At 60.4% G+C, this 18,370-nt stretch carries 13 protein-coding genes; 4 read left to right on the top strand and 9 right to left on the bottom strand.

Annotated features, from left to right (window positions below):
• Positions 1 to 261: 261 nt before the first annotated feature.
• Positions 262 to 2,535, bottom strand: coding sequence for a molybdopterin-dependent oxidoreductase (locus CBW22_RS16595; protein WP_088517222.1), 2,274 nt, complete (start codon positions 2,533 to 2,535; stop codon positions 262 to 264).
• 196 nt (positions 2,536 to 2,731) lie between these two features.
• On the opposite strand from CBW22_RS16595, the gene galR reads away from it, so the two are divergent.
• Positions 2,732 to 3,733 carry an HTH-type transcriptional regulator GalR gene (galR, locus tag CBW22_RS16590; protein WP_031279486.1) on the top strand — a complete coding sequence of 334 codons (1,002 nt, stop codon included), beginning with the start codon at positions 2,732 to 2,734 and terminating at the stop codon, positions 3,731 to 3,733.
• A 153-nt stretch (positions 3,734 to 3,886) separates the two neighbouring features.
• Here the strand turns inward: galR and CBW22_RS16585 are convergent, their stop codons facing one another.
• Positions 3,887 to 4,339 carry a GNAT family N-acetyltransferase gene (locus CBW22_RS16585; protein WP_088517221.1) on the bottom strand — a complete coding sequence of 151 codons (453 nt, stop codon included), beginning with the start codon at positions 4,337 to 4,339 and terminating at the stop codon, positions 3,887 to 3,889.
• Entirely contained in the window at positions 4,339 to 5,592 is a 1,254-nt protein-coding gene (lysA, locus tag CBW22_RS16580) for a diaminopimelate decarboxylase (protein WP_088517220.1), read from the bottom strand. Before lysA ends, CBW22_RS16585 begins: the two co-directional genes overlap by 1 nt.
• Positions 5,593 to 5,702: 110 nt before the next feature.
• Between lysA and CBW22_RS16575 the strand changes: the two genes are divergently transcribed.
• Positions 5,703 to 6,623: a LysR family transcriptional regulator gene (locus CBW22_RS16575; RefSeq protein ID WP_088517219.1), complete on the top strand. Its 921-nt coding sequence runs from the start codon at positions 5,703 to 5,705 to the stop codon at positions 6,621 to 6,623.
• Here the strand turns inward: CBW22_RS16575 and CBW22_RS16570 are convergent.
• On the bottom strand, positions 6,620 to 7,783 hold the full coding sequence (locus CBW22_RS16570; protein WP_088517218.1) for an MFS transporter: 1,164 nt from the start codon (positions 7,781 to 7,783) through the stop codon (positions 6,620 to 6,622). The genes CBW22_RS16575 and CBW22_RS16570 overlap by 4 nt on opposite strands.
• 391 nt (positions 7,784 to 8,174) lie before the next feature.
• Here CBW22_RS16570 and CBW22_RS16565 point away from each other — a divergent pair, with 391 nt between their 5' ends.
• Positions 8,175 to 8,801, top strand: a complete 627-nt coding sequence (locus CBW22_RS16565) for a hypothetical protein (protein ID WP_021506683.1) — start codon at positions 8,175 to 8,177, stop codon at positions 8,799 to 8,801.
• Positions 8,802 to 9,014: 213 nt separating this feature from the next.
• Here CBW22_RS16565 and lysS read toward each other — a convergent pair whose 3' ends face one another.
• Together lysS and prfB are read right to left on the bottom strand one after the other, a co-directional pair.
• Entirely contained in the window at positions 9,015 to 10,535 is a 1,521-nt protein-coding gene (gene lysS / locus CBW22_RS16560; protein WP_088517217.1) for a lysine--tRNA ligase, read from the bottom strand.
• A 9-nt stretch (positions 10,536 to 10,544) separates the two neighbouring features.
• A protein-coding gene (gene prfB, locus CBW22_RS16555; RefSeq protein WP_104093670.1) for a peptide chain release factor 2 occupies positions 10,545 to 11,643 on the bottom strand; the annotation gives its coding sequence in 2 pieces (ribosomal slippage) (positions 10,545 to 11,567 and positions 11,569 to 11,643; 1,098 coding nt in all).
• A 551-nt stretch (positions 11,644 to 12,194) separates the two neighbouring features.
• On the opposite strand from prfB, the gene CBW22_RS16550 reads away from it, so the two are divergent.
• Positions 12,195 to 14,954, top strand: a complete 2,760-nt coding sequence (locus CBW22_RS16550; protein ID WP_088517216.1) for an autotransporter domain-containing protein — start codon at positions 12,195 to 12,197, stop codon at positions 14,952 to 14,954.
• 3 nt (positions 14,955 to 14,957) lie between these two features.
• On the opposite strand, the gene recJ is transcribed toward CBW22_RS16550, so the two are convergent.
• Genes recJ through xerD form a run of 3 tightly spaced genes read right to left on the bottom strand, consistent with a single transcriptional unit; the run spans position 14,958 to position 18,324 of the window.
• Positions 14,958 to 16,685: a single-stranded-DNA-specific exonuclease RecJ gene (gene recJ / locus CBW22_RS16545; RefSeq protein ID WP_021506678.1), complete on the bottom strand. Its 1,728-nt coding sequence runs from the start codon at positions 16,683 to 16,685 to the stop codon at positions 14,958 to 14,960.
• A gap of 9 nt (positions 16,686 to 16,694) precedes the next feature.
• Positions 16,695 to 17,408: a bifunctional protein-disulfide isomerase/oxidoreductase DsbC gene (gene dsbC / locus CBW22_RS16540; protein ID WP_088517215.1), complete on the bottom strand. Its 714-nt coding sequence runs from the start codon at positions 17,406 to 17,408 to the stop codon at positions 16,695 to 16,697.
• 22 nt (positions 17,409 to 17,430) lie between these two features.
• Entirely contained in the window at positions 17,431 to 18,324 is an 894-nt protein-coding gene (xerD, locus tag CBW22_RS16535; protein WP_088517214.1) for a site-specific tyrosine recombinase XerD, read from the bottom strand.
• Between the last annotated feature and the right edge of the window lie 46 nt (positions 18,325 to 18,370).

Raw genomic sequence — 18,370 nt, 5'->3', positions numbered from 1 at the left:
AAAGAAAGGTAAAGCGAGTTGACAGGAAAACAATGTATCAGTTCGTTTATGCCCGATTGAGGTCACCACAACGGGACGCTTCACACCGGCAGATCGCAGGCAAAAAAAACCTGCGCATCTGCGCAGGTCGGTGTAATCAAGAAAACTGTTGATGTTCACCCATCAATACCTCTGGGACCCTGACTGTAGCAAGTTGCTCAGCGCAGAAACTATCACTCAAACGCAACAGTTACCGGCAAAATGTAACCAGCGGTGAGATTGTTAGCCGATTGTGCAACTGGCGTGTTTTTTAATTTCCACCAGGCAGCTCATGGCGTTTGGTCCCTGAGTTAACGACGAGGTTCCGATGTCGAGCGTCAGCACGTTAGGGTTGCCGGCGCGGTCCCACGGCTGCCACGCTTTGCCGAAACCGGGATCGAACCAGGCGCCGGTGGCGATGATCACCACGCCGGGCGTCAGGCCGTCCGTCAGGCGAACGCCAGCCAGCATACGGCCACGCGCGTTGCTCACTTCAATCTCATCGCCGTCACTGATACCGCGCGCGGCGGCATCGTCAATGTGCATATACAGCGTTTCGTGACCGGCAGTTTTGCCGGCCTGCACCGTGGCGGTGGCATCCAGCTGGCTGTGCAGGCGATCCGCAGGCTGCACCGAAATCATGTGCAGCGGGAACTGCGCGCTGAGCGCTGCGCCAAGCCACTCCTGCGGCGCGCGCCACTCCGGATGCCCGGCGAAATCCGCCAGCTGGTAATCGGCGATGGTCTGGCAAAACAGCTCAATTTTACCGCTGGCGGTGTGAATCGGATGCGCCTGCGGATCGGCGCGGAAATCATCCATAAACACGTACGGCTTGCCGCCCTGCGGAATCTCAACAAAACCGCGCTGCCAGAATGCCTCGAACTCCGGGAACGCGATGTCCAGCTGCGCATGCGCCTGCGCGCACTGCTGGTAAAGATGCTCAATCCACTGCATCTCGTTGCGTCCTTCGGTAAAGCGATCGCGGTAGCCAAGGCGATCGGCCAGATCGGCAAAAATATCAAAGTCGTTACGCGCCTGATGCTGCGGTTTAATCGCCTGGTGCATCGCCAGCACGAAGCGGTCACGCGAGGAGCCGCCAATGTCGTTGCGCTCCAGCGTGGTGGTGGCCGGCAGCACGATATCCGCCATCTGCGCCGCGGGCGTCCAGACGATATCCTGCACGATGACCGTATCCGGACGCTGCCAGCCCTCGACCAGCCGGTTGAGCTGCTGGTGATGGTGGAACGGATTGCCGCCTGCCCAGTGCACCAGGTGAATGTCGGGATAGTGCAGCGTCTCGCCCTGAAACGCATACGGCTGGCCGGGATTGAGCAGCATGTCGCTGATGCGCGCCACCGGGATCGACAGGTTCGCCGGATTCGGGCCGGTGCTCATCAGCGGCGCCGGGCCTTCCTGGCGCGGATTGCCGACGCTGTTCATTGAGCCATGACCAAAAGAGAAGCCGCCGCCCGGCAGTCCCGGCTGGCCCAGCATCGACGAGAGCGCAATCATCATCCAGTACGGCTGCTCGCCGCGATGGGCGCGCTGCACCGCATAAGCACAGGTGATAAAGCTGCGTTTGCCCACCAGCTGCTGCGCCAGCAGCGCGATACGCGCCGCCGGGATGCCGGTTATCGCACTGGCCCACGCGGGCGTTTTCGCCACGCCGTCGCTTTCGCCCAGCAGATAGGCACGCAGTTGCGGCCAGCCGGTGCAGTGGCTGGCGAGGAAAGCCTCATCGATCGCGTTGCGGCGGGTAATTTCATAGCCGAGCGCCAGCATCAGCGCCACGTCGGTGTTCGGGCGAATCGGAATCCACTCGGCGTTAACGAATGCCGGGCAGTCATCGCGCATCGGGCTGATGTTAATGATCGGCGTGCCTTTGGCGCTCAGCTGCTGCAGCGCCGGTTTCAGGCTGTGCTCGCCGGCGCCGCCGGAGGCCACCTGCGCATTTTTCAGCGCCAGGCCGCCAAAGGCGACGAAAATTTCTGCATGCTCCACCACCTGCGGCCAGTCGGTGACGCGGCCGGTGAGCGGCATATAAGTGCCAATCACGTACGGCAGAAAGAACTGTGCCGCGCCCCAGCTGTAGTTACCCTGCTGATCAACGCCACCGCCGCCCTGGAAATAGAAGCGACGAATCAGGGTGCGCGCGTGGTTAACGCGACCGGCTGATGACCAGCCGTACGAACCGTTGAAAATGCCGGAAGCGCCGTAGCGGTCGCGCACCCGGCGGTTCTCTTCAGCCACCAGATCGAGCGCGGTGTCCCAGTCCACGGCGACAAAATCTTCCCGGCCGCGCAGCGTGCGATCGCTGTTTTCACGCGACTTCAGCCACGAACGGCGCACCATCGGCTGACGGATGCGTTTATCCGAGTACACCAATTCAGGGAGAGTGTGGATCATCGGGGAAGGATCGGCATCGGCGAAGAAAGGTTCGCAGGCAATCAGGCGCTGATTTTCGGTGACGGCGGTAAACGCGCCCCAGTGCGCAAGGTGCGGCACACGAGTTTTCATGGTTATGGGTCCGGCAGGCAGGTGTGATTCAGGCTGGCAGCATAGCACGGTGCCGTTACCGGGCTAAAGCCTCACCGTGAGCGTCTGATTTTCCGCACTTTTGCGACAGCGCTGACATTCTGGCGGGTTGCGGCTGCCGGGCTTTTCCGTAACACTGAGAGCATGTGTAAACGTTTTCCCGGATGTCGACCATTGCATGGCTACTATTAAGGATGTTGCCCGCATGGCGGGGGTGTCGGTCGCGACCGTGTCCCGCGTCATCAATAATTCGCCCAAAGCCAGCGAGAGTTCGCGCCTCGCCGTTACCCAGGCCATGGAACAGCTGCAGTATCACCCGAACGCCAATGCCCGCGCGCTGGCGCAGCAATCCACCGAAACGCTCGGGCTGGTGGTAGGCGATGTGTCAGACCCGTTTTTTGGCGCGATGGTGAAAGCGGTCGATGAAGTCGCCGGGCAAACCGGCAACTTTCTGCTGATTGGTAACGGTTACCATAATGAGCAGAAAGAGCGTCAGGCGATTGAACAGCTGATGCGCCATCGCTGCGCTGCGCTGGTGGTGCACGCCAAGAAAATTCCCGATGACGATTTAGAGCTGCTGATGAAGCAGGTGCCGGGCATGGTGCTGCTGAACCGGCTGCTGCAGGGGTTTGAGTCACGCTGCATTGCGCTGGATGACCGCTACGGCGCCTGGCTGGCTACGCGCCACCTGATTCAGCAGGGTCATACGCAGATCGCCTTTATCTGCTCGACGCACACCATCTCTGACGCCGAAGATCGGCTGCAGGGCTACTACGATGCGCTGAAGGAGCACGGTCTGCCGTGCAACGACCGGCTGGTGGCGTGGGGAGAACCGGATGAGGTTGGTGGCGAGCAGGCAATGACGGAACTGCTCGGACGCGGCAAGCAGGTGAGCGCGGTGGCGTGCTACAACGATTCGATGGCCGCCGGTGCGCTGGCGGTGCTGAGCGATAACGGCATTCGCGTGCCGGAAGAGATGTCGCTGATTGGCTTTGATGATGTGCTGGTGTCGCGCTACGTGCGTCCGCGCCTGACTACGGTGCGCTATCCGATTGTGACCATGGCGCAGCAGGCCGCGCAGCTGGCGCTGGCGCTGGCCAACGGCACCGCGCTGCCGGAGGTGACCAATATGTTTAGCCCGACGCTGGTCAGGCGGCATTCGGTGGGTGGGCCGGGTTAAACGGGTGCGGGCTTTCCCTCACCCTGACCCTCTCCCTGAGGGAGAGGGAACGTTCCAGAGCGCGGTCAGCCCTTGCGGCAGGGAGAGCGCGGTCAGCCCCCTCGCCCGCTTGCGGGAGAGGGTTGGGGTGAGGGCCAGCGCGCACCCAACCCACTATAAATCCTGCGAATACACCTTCACCTGCACCTCAGGAAACTCCAGCGCATCACACTGATACTGCCAGCCGAAACGCTCGTAGTAGCCGCCAAACGTCGACCACAGCCACACCGTTGCATAGCCGCGCTGGCGGGCGTAATCCAGCACGTGCTGTTGCAGGGCGGTGCTCAGCCCCTGCCCGCGCGCCGCTTCATCCACATACAGCGCGGCAACCCACGGATAGAGATCCTGACGGCTAATCAAATCGCAGCGCCAGAACCCTACCGTGCCATGCGGCACGTCATCGTCATCCAGCGCGACAAAGGTCACCGGAAACGCGGCACCGTTCAGGCTACTGCGTACAATGCTGTCGTAAAACGCGCGCGAGGTGCCGTCACCAAACGCCTGCCATAGCCAGTCGGTGATCTGGCTGGCGTGATGCGGCACGCTGCTGAGCGGCACGATGCGCATCAGTTCAGCTCCAGCGCCAGCAGTTCCTGAATGGTCTGCGCACGGCGAATCTCACGCGGCACGCCCTGCTCAAACAGCACTTCCGGGATCAGCGGACGGCTGTTGTAGTTGGAGGACATTGATGCGCCGTAAGCGCCGGTATCATGGAACACCAGATAATCGCCGACCTGTGCCGCCGGCAGCGCGCGGGTTTCCACTTTGCCCCCTTCCAGCTGGGTAAACACATCTCCCGACTCACACAGCGGCCCGGCCACCACGCTCTCCACATGCGCCTCACCCGGCACACTGCCATCGGCAGGCAGCAGCGAAATATGGTGATAGCTGCCGTACATCGACGGACGCATCAGATCGCTGAAACCGGCATCCACCAGCACAAAGTGACGGCTACCCATCTGCTTCACCGCCCGCACCTGCGACACCAGTACGCCCGACTCCGCCACCAGAAAACGGCCCGGCTCAATCTCCAGCTTCACCGCATGGCCGAGGTGCGCCGCGATACGCTCGCGCGCGCCGTTCCACAGGCCGTAATAGTGCTGCGTATCAATCGCCTCCTCACCAAAGCGGTAAGGAATCGACAGCCCGCCGCCCGCCGAAATGGCCTGCAGGTCCTGACCAAAGGCCACTACCTGGTCGACCATCGCGTCGCACACCTGCTGCAGATGGCCATAATCGACGCCGGAACCGATGTGCATATGTAGCCCCACCAGCTGCAGGCCATGCTGCTGAATCGCCGCCAGCGCCAGCGGCAGATCGCTGTGCCAGATGCCGTGCTTACTGTTTTCGCCGCCGGTATTGGTTTTCTGGCTGTGACCGTGGCCAAAGCCCGGATTAATGCGCAGCCAGACGCTGTGACCCGGCGAAACCGCGCCGAGCTGATGCAGCATATCTACTGAGCCGGCATTCACCGGCACCTTCAGCTCGGCGATGCGCGCCAGCGTCGGTGAGTCCAGCACATCGGCGGTGAACACAATATCCTCGCCGCCCGGCTGAAAACCGGCAGCCAGCGCACGTTCGATCTCGCCGAGCGAAACCGAATCGACCCTGACGCCGGCAGCACGCATCAGGCGCAGAATATGAATATTTGAGCAGGCCTTTTGCGCAAAGCGCACCACGTCAAACGCGCTGAGCTGCGCAATACGCTGCTGAATGATTTCGGCATCGTAAGCCCAGAACGGGCCGCTGTAGCGCTGCGCCAGCGGCAGCAGATTTGTGGCGTTAAGCGCCGTCTGGGAATCGTTAAGTGGACGTGGCATGAGCATTCTCCTGAGTCGTTGCTGTCATTTAGCCACAGCACAGTGATGCAGAAAAATATCTGTTTAAGCATCAGCTATGCAAATATGATATGGATAACACGGAGGCGACGATGGCAAAAATCAACTGGCGGCATATCGAAATCTTTCACGCGGTGATGACCAGCGGCAATCTGACCCAGGCCGCCACGCTGCTGCATACCTCGCAGCCAACGATGAGCCGCGAACTGGCGCGGCTGGAGCAGCAGCTGGGCTTACAGCTGTTTGAGCGGGTGCGCGGCCGCCTGCAGCCCACCGTGCAGGGGCTGCGGCTGTACGAAGAGGTGCAGCGCTCGTGGTACGGTCTGGATCGCATCATGGATGCCGCCGAAGGGTTGCGCAATTTCCGCCAGGGCGAGCTGTCCATCGCCTGCCTGCCGGTCTTTTCCCAGTCGCTGTTGCCGCCATTGCTGCAGCCGTTTTTACAGCGCTATCCGCAGGTGAGCCTGAATATTATTCCGCAGGAGTCGCCGCTGCTGGAGGAGTGGCTGTCGGCGCAGCGCTACGATCTCGGTCTGACCGAAACCCAGCATGCACCCGCCGGGACTGAACGCCTGGCACTGCTGACCTGTGATGAAGTGTGTGTGCTGCCGCCGCAGCATCCGCTGTGTCAGCGGGCGGTGCTGACGCCGCAGGATTTTCACGGTGAAAACTATGTCAGCCTGTCGCGCAGCGATAGCTATCGTCAGTTGCTGGATGCGCTGTTCCATGAGCAGCAGGTGGAGCGGCGGCTGGTGCTGGAGACGCACAGCGCCGCGTCGGTGTGCGCGATGGTGCGCGCCGGGGTGGGCATTTCGATTGTTAATCCGCTGACGGCGCTGGATTACGCCGACAGCGGCGTGGTGATGCGCCGCTTCAGTATTGCCGTGCCGTTCACGGTAAGCCTGGTGCGGCCACAGCATCGGCCGGCATCGGCGCTGGTCGATCACTTCTGCGACCACCTGCAGCAGCAGGTGGCCACCTTTCCGCAGCGCATCGCCCGGCGTCTGGCTTAAGCGCGAACCGTCTCGCGCTGACCGCCCGATTTGCGGAAGGTCATCAGACAAACCACTAATCCCGCTGCCGCCAGCGCTGCCGCCGCGACCGGCACCGCCGTCAGGCCATAGCCTTTATCGATTACTGCGCCGCCCACCCACGCACCGAGTGCGTTACCGACGTTGAAGGCCGAAATGTTGAGCGTCGACACCAGATTTGGCGCGTCTTTACCGTGGCGCACCACGTTAATTTGCAGGCCCGGCACGGTGGCGAAGGTCGCCATTGCCCACAGGAACAGGGTTACCTCTGCCAGCCACAGCGCATGGCTGGTCCAGCTGAACAGCAGCGAGAACACGGCGATCAGCGAGAAGCTGAGGATCAGGCTGAACGACACTTTCCAGTCCGCCAGTTTTCCGCCAACAATGTTACCCACCGTCAGGCCAGCGCCAATCAGGAATAGCGTCCAGCTGACACCGCGATCGCTGATGCCGGTCACCTGCAGCAGCAGCGGTGCAATGTAGCTGAACAGCGCAAACATCGCGGCGGCAAAACACACCGTCATCAGCAGCGACAGCCACAATTTGCCGTTGGCCAGCGCGCTGATTTCGCTCGCCAGGTGCACCGGTTTTTCATCTTTGTTAGTCGGCAGGCTGACAATCAGCGCGATGAACGCGAGGATGCCAATAATCGCCACGCCCCAGAAGGTGGCGCGCCAGCCAAACAGCTGACCAAACCAGGTGCCGAGCGGCACGCCCAGTACGTTGGCCAGCGTCAGACCGGTAAACATCAGCGCCACCGCCGACGCCTGACGGCTCGGTGCCACCAGGCTGGCCGCCACCACTGAACCGATGCCGAAGAACGCACCGTGACACAACGCGGTAATGACGCGCGCCAGCATCAGCAGGTTATAGGTATAAGCCAGCGCACAGAGTACGTTGCCGATGATGAAGATGATCATCAGCAGAATCAGGGTACGTTTACGCGGCAGTTTCGCGGTCAGCAGCGCCATGATTGGCGCGCCGATGGCCACGCCCAGCGCATAGCCGCTGATCAGCCAGCCCGCAGAAGGAATCGACACCTGCAGGTCACCCGCCACTTCCGGCAGTAACCCCATGATGACGAACTCCGTGGTGCCGATGGCGAACGCACTCAGCGCCAGCGCCAGTAATGCAACAGGCATAACACACTCTCCCAAAATAATTTTGCAGGCGGGCCGCACGACGAACGCCGTACGGTTAAGACAGACGCGTATCCCTCCGACAGTGCGGGGATGTTTATTTTTGAACTGCGTCACAGTCTGCTATTAAAGCACAGCCTCTGACTCTCAACCACCCGGGCGGCAGCAAGGCTATTTTGCCTGCGCGGCAATAATCCCGGCGCTAAAAAGTGTCGCTTATGCATCACTGAGACAGGATGGCGATAACAGACTACGCTTGATAACAGGTTGTGATCGCTGTCACAGCGACGGCGCTTTCTGGCGTTAAATCAGGCAGTAAAGGATGGTCGCACATTGCCGATACCCCAATGGATTGCCCGGTAATGCGGCGTCAACACAACAGGGGGACAGAGTTATGCGATGGATCATCGCGCTGGCGATCGGCGGCTTAAGCGGCTGCTCGGTCGGGCACTATGAATACAGCTCAGAAGCGGCCAGGCGCGTCGATATGACCGTCACCGGCATCCCCACCGTGCTCGGCATGGGTGCGCTGGGCACCACTATCCCCCTGACGCGCGAATACAGCCTGACGGCGGCGCACGTGGCCAAATATTCGCTGTATCGGGTAAAGGCGTGGCATCCGGAGTGCGATATCGCCGTGGTTTATCATGCGAATAAAGAAGCCAACCTGCCCCCGCAGTTCCGCAACAGCCATATCGGCGACAACGTTAATCTGTATGGGTATAGCTTTATCTCCGCGCTGCCGGTGGCATCAAGCGGCAAAAACCTGATCAATACGACGCTGAGCAATGACTGGAATAAGGCCAGTTGCGTGGTGGTGGCGGCCAATGCCGGCGTGGTGAAAGGCATGTCCGGCGGCGCGGTGTATAACGCCAGCGACGACACGCTGGCCGGGGTGATTGTCGGCTATAGCAGTCGGATTGATGATAATAAGAGCGGCAAAACGCTGTTTAAAGATGTGGCGCTGTATGTGCCTTATGCGCGGTTCCAGGCGTGGCTGGATGGGGTGGTGAAGTCTTAGGTTGGGTGCGCGCTGATGCCCTCACCCCGGCCCTCTCCCACAGGGAGAGGGAGAAAACCAGAGCTGACCTCTGCCACGGGGAGAGGGAGATAACCACAGCGTCCCCCTCCCACAGGGAGAGGGAGAAAACCACAGCGGCCCTCTCCCACCGGGGTACAGGCAAGTCCCCTCTCCCCATGGGAGAGGGTTAGGGTGAGGGTGAAGGCAACCTGATTACTTACCAGTCGGGCGCAGAGCCGGGAACAGGATCACGTCACGAATGGTGTGGCTGTTGGTGAACAGCATGACCAGACGGTCGATACCAATGCCCAGACCCGCAGTCGGTGGCAGACCGTGCTCCAGCGCGGTGACGTAGTCTTCGTCGTAGAACATCGCTTCGTCATCACCGGCGTCCTTCGCGTTAACCTGCTGCAGGAAACGCTCGGCCTGATCTTCCGCATCGTTCAGCTCGGAGAAGCCGTTACCGATTTCACGGCCGCCGATGAAGAACTCAAAGCGGTCGGTGATTTCCGGGTTCTCGTCATTACGACGCGCCAGCGGTGACACTTCTGCCGGATACTCGGTGATGAAGGTTGGCTGAATCAGGTGCGCTTCTGCGGTCTCTTCGAAGATCTCGGTCACCACGCGGCCCAGCCCCCAGCTCTTCTCCACTTTGATGTGCAGCGCATGGGCAATCGCCACTGCTTTATCAAAGTCATCCAGATCGGCGAGGTCCGTTTCCGGACGGTATTTCTTGATCGCTTCACGCATGGTGAGCTTCTCAAACGGCTTGCCGAAATCGAAGGTGTGCTCACCATAAGGCACTTCCGTCGTGCCCAGCACGTCCTGCGCCAGGGTGCGGAACAGACTCTCGGTCAGTTCGATCAGATCTTTGTAATCCGCATACGCCATATAGAGTTCCATCATGGTGAACTCTGGATTGTGGCGCGGCGAAATCCCTTCGTTACGGAAGTTACGGTTGATCTCAAACACGCGATCAAAACCGCCGACCACCAGACGCTTGAGGTACAGCTCCGGCGCGATACGCAGGTACATGTCGATGTCGAGCGCATTGTGATGGGTGATGAACGGACGCGCGGACGCGCCGCCCGGAATCACCTGCATCATCGGCGTTTCCACTTCCATAAAGTCGCGGTTAACCATGAACTGACGAATGCCGGCCATGATTTGTGAGCGAATTTTGAAGGTTTTACGCGAATCGTCGTTGGAGATCAGGTCGAGGTAACGCTGACGGTAACGGGTTTCCTGATCGGCGAGGCCGTGGAATTTGTCCGGCAGCGGACGCAGCGCTTTGGTCAGCAGGCGCAGCTCAGAGATGTGGATCGACAGCTCGCCGGTTTTGGTTTTGAACAGCTTACCGCGCGCGCCGAGGATATCGCCGAGATCCCATTTTTTGAACTGCTCGTTGTAGACGCCTTCCGGCAGATCGTCACGCGAAACGTAGATCTGGATCTGACCGCCTACATCCTGCAGGGTGGCGAACGACGCTTTACCCATGATGCGGCGGGTCATCATACGACCGGCTACGCTCACCTCAACGCCGAGCGCTTCCAGCTCGTCGTTCTCTTTGCTGTCATAGTCGGCATGCAGACGATCGGAGGTGGTGTCACGGCGGAAATCGTTAGGAAACGCCACGCCCTTTTCACGCAGCGCGCTGAGTTTTTCGCGACGCGCTTTCAGTTCGTTGTTTAACTCAAGGGCGGCATCAGCGCTCTGCGGTTGTTGTTCAGACATGTCGGTTCCTTATAGCCCTGCTTTTAAACTTGCTTCAATAAAACGGTCAAGATCGCCATCCAGTACGGCCTGGGTGTTACGCGTTTCTACGCTGGTACGCAGATCCTTGATGCGCGAATCGTCAAGAACGTATGAACGGATCTGGCTGCCCCAGCCGATGTCCGACTTGTTCTCTTCCGCCGCCTGCTTGTCGGCATTCTTCTTCTGCATTTCGTATTCATACAGCTTGGCACGCAGCTGTTTGAAGGCCTGATCTTTGTTCTTATGCTGCGAGCGGTCGTTTTGGCACTGCACCACAATGTTGGTCGGCAGGTGGGTAATACGCACCGCTGACTCGGTTTTGTTAACGTGCTGACCACCGGCACCCGAGGCGCGATAGACGTCGATACGCAGGTCGGCCGGGTTGATTTCGATGTCGATGTTGTCATCCACTTCCGGGTAAATAAATACCGAACTGAATGAGGTGTGACGACGACCGCCGGAGTCGAACGGGCTCTTACGCACCAGACGATGAACGCCGGTTTCGGTACGCAGCCAGCCGTAAGCGTAATCACCGATGATTTTGATGGTGGCTGATTTGGTACCGGCCACTTCGCCTTCGGACTCTTCGATGATCTCGGTTTTGAAGCCTTTGGCTTCCGCCCAGCGCAGATACATGCGCAGCAGCATGCTGGCCCAGTCCTGCGCTTCGGTGCCGCCGGAGCCGGCCTGAATATCCATGTAGCAGTCGGCGCTGTCATATTCGCCGGAGAACATACGGCGGAACTCCAGTTCACCCAGCTTCACGTCCAGCGCGTCCAGCTCGACCACGGCTTCGTTGAAGGTCTCTTCGTCGTCGGCTTCAACCGCCAGCTCCAGCAGACCCTGCACATCTTCCAGCCCCTGCTGCATCTGGTCGAGCGTTTCAACCACCGCTTCCAGCGAGGCGCGCTCTTTGCCCAGCGCCTGCGCGCGTTCAGGTTCGTTCCAGACGTCCGGCTGTTCCAGCTCGGCGTTTACTTCTTCGAGGCGTTCTTTCTTGGCATCGTAGTCAAAGATACCCCCTAAGAACGCTGCTGCGCTCGCTGAGGTCCTGGATACGATTTTTGACCGGATTAATTTCAAACATGGCTTTTCAGTCTTTTTTGACGATTCGGTGAGAGGAGATAAAAGTAACGCGCTAGTTTACCCGAAAGCGCGCCTGGTTTGTAGCTTTGCACATCAATGGCTATACCGCGTATGAACCGGCAGAAAATAATTGCGCCAGTTCTGGAAACCAGCAGGTATGGCGGTTGCCAGAAATCCCGCTGTCACTCGCCACCGGCGCGGTGCATCTTCAGAATTTTCCTACATAATCACGACAATAAACGCCAGCTGGCGTCATTAAAACCCATGATTTCTCAAACAAAATCATTAAAACTCCACCATCAGAAATGTCTGGTTCGAAGCGTGATATAGCGCGATTAGCCTGCGCAATGCTGCGCTGTCCTGGCCATCAACCGGCCAGTGCGCACCTTATCCTTTCTGCACCCTGGCGGAATCTCAGGGGTTCGTGCTTCATCTATTGCGTTCTGTCTGTCAGCCACGTTGCTCAGGAGTATTCGTGACAGGGAAAGACTGCATTCAGGCCCGTTAACGTGAACGGGCGACAACATGCCCTGAGAGGCATGAGGAGTTGCCATGCATTATCCTGTTGTTACTTTTCGATCCTCACCGCGCCTGCTGGCGCTGATCATCCCGTTTCTGCTGAGCGCCTGTGGTGGTGGCGGCGGCGGCGGTGGTAGCGGCGGCGGCGGCACCCTGGCCCCGGTCACGCCGGTGGTTGAACCTGCGGTGCCGGCCACGGCAGCCAGCAATAAAGTGGGCATCATTGACTCCGGTCTGGCCCCGGGCCGCAGCGAAATTAATTACGCTAACGTGAATTTCTCCAGCTATGTCGGCAGCAACACCGCGCTGAACGACAACATGGGGATCAACGGCCACGGCACGTTAGTGGCGATGACGCTACTGGGGCTGTCGCCTGACAGCGCGCTGTATGTGGCGCAGGCATCACAAAATAACATTTTCAGCTACGACAATACTGCGCGCGCCGTGCAGGGCTTAGTGGCGCAGGGTGTGCGCATCTTCAATATGTCCTACGGTTCGCAGGAGCGTCTCACCAGCCAGCAGGCACTGAGCGATGCGCGTCAGCGCTATCAGTCACTGTATCAGGGGCTTAACGCGGTGGCTGCGGCAGATGGGCTGGCGGTGATGATCACCGGCAACAACAGCGGCGCCACGCCGGCACCGGACGTGCTGACTCCGCTGATGTATAACGACCCGCAACTGGCGCGTAATCTGCTGGCGGTCACCGGCATCATGGATCATACCGGTTATGATCTGCCGGGACGCGCAGCCGGCACCGGACCGTTTGACGCCTGCGGCGCGGCCGCCGCATGGTGCCTGACCGCGCCGGGTTATACCGATTATCTGTATCAAAATTCTGACGGCAGCTGGGTAAAGGTGCGCAGCTTCGGCACCTCATTTGCCGCACCGCGCGTGACGGCCGCAGCTTCGCAGCTGCTGCAGCGTTTCCCGTGGATGAGCGGCCATAACCTGCAGCAAACCCTGCTGACCACCGCCACCTACCGCAGTGATGCGCACGATAACGTCGCCGACAGCGCGAACGGGCGGCCATACAATGAGACGTTCGGCTGGGGCGATCTTAACGCCGCCAAAGCCTTAAACGGGCCGGGACAATTCTGGGCAGAGGACTTCAGTGCGCGCCTCGACGGCGGCCAGTATGTGTTCAGCAATGACATCAGCGGCGATCGCGGGCTGGTGCTGGACGGCAGCGAACGCGGCGGTACGCTGCAGCTGACCGGCAACAACAGCTATCAGGGCCTGACGCAGGTCTCCGCCAATAGCCTGCTGATTGACGGTGCGATTGCCGGCAACGCGCTGGTGAACGGCAGCGGTAAACTGGGTGGCAGCGGACGCATCGGCGGCAATCTGGTCAACCAGGGATCGGTTAATAGCGGCCTGCAGGTGGCGGGCAACTATCAGCAAAGCGCCAACGGTACGCTCAACGTCACGCTGAACAATCCGCTGCGCGTGACCGGCAACGCAGCGCTCGACGGCACGCTAAACCTGGCGCCGCCCTCCGCCAGCTACGTGGTGAAACAGCAGGAAACGCTGCTGACCAGCGGCGGCGGCGTGAGCGGTCAGTTTAGCCAGGTCAATACCGGCGTATTTCTCGACGGTTCCGTCAGCTATGACGCCCACAGCGTTACCGGCCAGCTGACGCGCAAGAACACCGCCGCAGCGGCACAGGCGATGGGAATCGATAGCACCAGCGCGCAGCAAACCAGCCGCAACCTGGAGCAGGCGTTTGAGCTGGCGGACCGCTGGCAGGGTCAGGCGACGCTGAGCAGTGCGCAGCAGTCAGCGCTGGCGGCCGCAGGTGCCTTCCAGACGCTGGCGGACACCCGCAGCGCACAGGCGGCGATCAACTCCCTGTCCGGCCAGGCGCATGCCTCCGGCAATGCGGTGCTGTTCAACGCGCTTGATTATCAGACGCGCCTGCTCAACAACCGCATCGATGATGCCAGCGAACAGGGGCGCTTCGGCTTCTGGCTGGAGAGCGGTCAGCTGCGCGGTTCGCTCGACCAGGACGGCTATCTCGGCAACCGCTATCGCAACACCCTGACCGCGCTGGGTGCCGACAGCGATTTTGGCCAGCCCGGCCTGCGCCTCGGCATCGCCTGGACGCACACTCAGCTTGATGCCACCTATGACGACACCGGCGGCAACAGCCAGAACAGCCTGCAGGGCGTAATGCTGTATGGGCGCTATGCGGTGACGCCAGCCTGGTACTGGCAGGGCAATCTCAGCTATCAGCATGGACGCGACAAACTGCAGCGCCTGGTGCTGCTGGATGAAGCTGCACCGGTCTCCTCTTCCGCCCGCACAGACAGCTGGCAGGCGGCGCTGCAGAGCGGCTATCGCTGGACGCTGCAGGAGGATTATCGCATTGAGCCTTATCTCGGCTGGCGTGAAACCGGCCTGCAAACCGGCAGCTTCAGCGACAGCGGCAGCGCGTTTGGTCTGCAGGGCGACGGCGACAGCTATCGCCGTAGCGTCGGTTACTGTGGCCTGAATCTCAGCGCGCGCCAGGACTGGTCGGCGGGCTGGTGGAGCATGCTGAGCCTGTACGGCGAATACCAGTACGCGTTCAGCAATCCGTCGATGGACGTCAGCGCGCGCTGGAGCGGCTTCGGCAGCGGTCAGCAGAGCTTCACCATCCCGGGTATGCAGCTCGATCGCCGCTCGCAGTGGTTTGGTGCGCGGGTTGATCTGGTGCAGTCGGCACGCGCGCGGCTGTTTCTGCGTGCCGACCGCCACGTGGCCGATCGCGGCGATGAGAAGGTGCTGCGCGGCGGTGTCGACGTCACGTTCTAAAGGTTACGACTGCGGCCAGATATGGTCGATGATCAGCTGTACCGAGCGATTGCCGCGGTATTCGTTGATATCCAGCTTGTAGGCCAGCTGCACCTGACGCACGCTGCTGTCTGGCCACAGGCTGGTGTCGACGTTAAAGGCGATACCATCCAGTAACGGGCCGCCGCCCAGCGGCTCGACCATCACCTTAAGGTGACGCTCGCCCACCAGACGCTGCTGCAACAGCTTAAACTGACCGTCGAACACCGGCTCCGGAAACGCCTGGCCCCAGGGGCCGGCTTCCCGCAACATTTCCGCAGTGTGCAGGGTAAACTCCTGCGCATGCAGTTCGCCATCGGACCACATCACGCCCTGCAGCGCCTCGCCTTCCAGCCATTCGTCGATCAGCGCAGCAAAGCGCTGGCGGAACTCATCGTACTTCGCCTCTTCCAGCGACAGCCCCGCCGCCATGGCGTGCCCGCCAAATTTGATGATCAGGCCGGGATAGAGCGTGTCGATGCGTTCCAGCGCGTCGCGCAGGTGCAGCCCGGCAATTGAACGGCCAGAGCCCTTCAGCGTGCCGTCACCGGCGGGCGCGAAGGCGATCACCGGGCGGTGGAAGCGCTCTTTCAGGCGTGACGCGAGGATGCCAACCACGCCCTGATGCCACTCCGGGTGATAAAACGCCAGCCCGAGCGGCAGATCGCGATGCTGGCGCTCCAGCTCATCGCACAGCGCCAGCGCCTCGCTCTTCATGCCCTGCTCAATCTCTTTGCGCGTCTGATTAAGCGCATCAAGTTCGCTGGCCAGCATGCGCGCCTGGGCAATATCTTCCGTCAGCAGCAGCGCAACGCCAACCGACATATCGTCCAGCCGGCCGGCAGCATTGAGGCGTGGCCCGACGGCAAAACCGAGGTCGCTGGCCGCCAGCTGACGCGCATCGCGGTTAGCAATCTCCAGCAGCGCGCGGATGCCGGCACGGCATTTGCCGGCGCGGATGCGGCTCAGCCCCTGCCACACCAGAATGCGGTTGTTGGCATCCAGCGGCACCACGTCGGCCACGGTACCGAGCGCCACCAGATCCAGCAGTTCGGCCAGATTAGGTTCACTGCGCCCGTCGCTGAACCAGTTCTGCTGACGCAGATGGGCACGCAGCGCCAGCATCAGATAAAACGCCACGCCGACGCCCGCCAGCGAACGCGACGGGAATGCACTGTCGCTCAGGTTAGGGTTAACGATGGCCTCTGCCGCCGGCAGCGTTTCGCCCGGCAGGTGGTGATCGGTGATCAGTACCGGTATCCCGTGCTGGTGCGCGGTATCGACGCCCGCGTGCGACGAAATGCCGTTATCCACGGTGAGGATCAGCTCGGCGCCACGCGCACGTGCCTGCTCCACCACTTCCGGGCTCAGGCCATAGCCGTCCTCAAAGCGGTTCGGCACCAGATAATCGACGTTGCCGCCCATGCTACGCAGCGCCAGCACGGTGAGCGCAGTGCTGGTGGCACCATCGGCATCGAAATCACCCACTACCACGATGCGGCGTTGCTGCTGCAGCATCTGGTGCAGCAGCGTCACGGCGCGCTCAATGCCGCCAAGGCTTTGCCACGGCAGCAGGAATTTCGCGCCGCGTTCCAGTTCGGCGGCGTCTTTGACACCGCGTTGCAGGTAGAGACGACGCAGCAACGGCGGTAAATCATCGGGTAACTGCGCGTCGGCCTGGGCTTCACGCCGACGCAATTCTACAGAGTGCATCACTGTGTCTTAACCACCACGCTTCTGGCCGTCCAGCACCTGCTTCAGCTCCTGCGGTCCCTGGTAGCCAGGAATCATCATGCCGCTGTCGGTGAGAATGGCGGGCGTGCCCTGAATACCAAACAGAATGCCCAGCTTGTAGTGCTGGTCGAGATTAATTTTGCAGCTCGCCGGCGCATCCATTTGCGGTGCGTCGCCTTTCATTGCGGCATCAAACGCCTTGTTGCGATCGGCGCTACACCAGATGGCGGTCATGGCTTTCTCCACCTGGCCGTGCAGGCCTTCACGCGGGAACGCCAGATAGCGCACGGTGATGCCCAGCGCATTGTAGTCAGCCATCTGTTCGTGCAGCTTGCGGCAGTAGCCGCAGGTGATGTCGGTGAACACGGTGATCACGTGCTGCTCTTTCGGCGCTTTATAGACAATCATTTCCGGTGCCAGCGCGGCGACTTTTTTCTCCAGCAGCTGATTGGTGACGTTCACCGGCTGCGCGCCGCTGACATCGTACAGCGGGCCCTGAATCATGTGCTTGCCGTCTTCGGTGACGTACAGCACACCGCTTTCGGTCATCACCGTTTTGATACCTGGTAGCGGCGACGGCTGGATTTCCGCCTGCTGCATACCCAGTTTTTTCAGTGATTGCTGAATCGCACTGTCATCGGCATAGGCCAGCGCAGAAAAGGCGCTGACCAGCAGAGCCAGCGTCGTAATAGTTTTTTTCATCTCAAATCCTTGTTGCCGCTGCTCAGGCGCGCGGATGATGCTGTTGATGTAACTGACGCAGGCGCTCAGTCGCCACGTGCGTGTAAATCTGGGTGGTCGACAGGTCGCTGTGCCCCAGCAACATCTGTACGACGCGTAAATCGGCACCATGGTTCAGTAAATGTGTGGCAAATGCGTGGCGCAGCACGTGCGGTGACAGCTTTTCGCTGTCGATGCCGGCAAGGGTGGCATAGTGTTTGATGCGATGCCAGAAGGTCTGGCGTGTCATCTGCTGCGCGCGGTTGCTGGGGAATAGCACATCAATGGTCTGCCCATTCAGCAGCCACGGCCGCCCGTGTTCCATATAGTGCTCCAGCCAGTAAATTGCTTCTTCACCTAATGGCACCAGCCGCTCTTTATTGCCTTTACCGATGACTCGCACCACGCCCTGACGCAGGCTGACATCACTCAACGTCAGACCGACCAGCTCAGAGACGCGCAGCCCGGTAGCATACAGCAGCTCCAGCATCGCTTTGTCACGCAGTTCGAGCGGTATGTCCGTTGCTGGTGCCTGTAACAGGCGCTCGACCTGATTTTCTGACAGGTCTTTTGGCAGGCGCTGCGGCAATTTCGGCGCTGATAACAGCGCGCTGGGATCGTCACTGCGCAGCTTTTCGCGGTACAGATACTGAAACAGACGGCGCATCGCGCTCAGAGTACGCGCTGAGCTGGTGGCTTTGTAACCGCCCTCAATCCGCTCAGCCAGAAACTGCTGTAAATCAGTGGCTTCCAGCGTCAGCAGCGTGCGCTCATGGTGGTGCAGCCAGGCAGTGAGCGTCTGCAAATCCTGACGATAGGACGCCAGCGTGTTCTGCGCCAGGTTGCGCTCAATCCAGAGCGCGTCGAGAAACTGTTCTATCAGATCGCTGTCCTGCACTGTTGCCCCTCGCCGTGTGAAATCGTGCTCATTATGCCTGAAACTG

It is taken from the genome of Pantoea sp. VS1 (genome assembly GCF_002207995.1).
GTDB classification, from domain to species: domain Bacteria; phylum Pseudomonadota; class Gammaproteobacteria; order Enterobacterales; family Enterobacteriaceae; genus Pantoea; species Pantoea dispersa.
The sequence above is the reverse complement of the archived record's forward strand: the minus strand, read 5'-3'. Positions and strand labels throughout refer to the sequence as shown.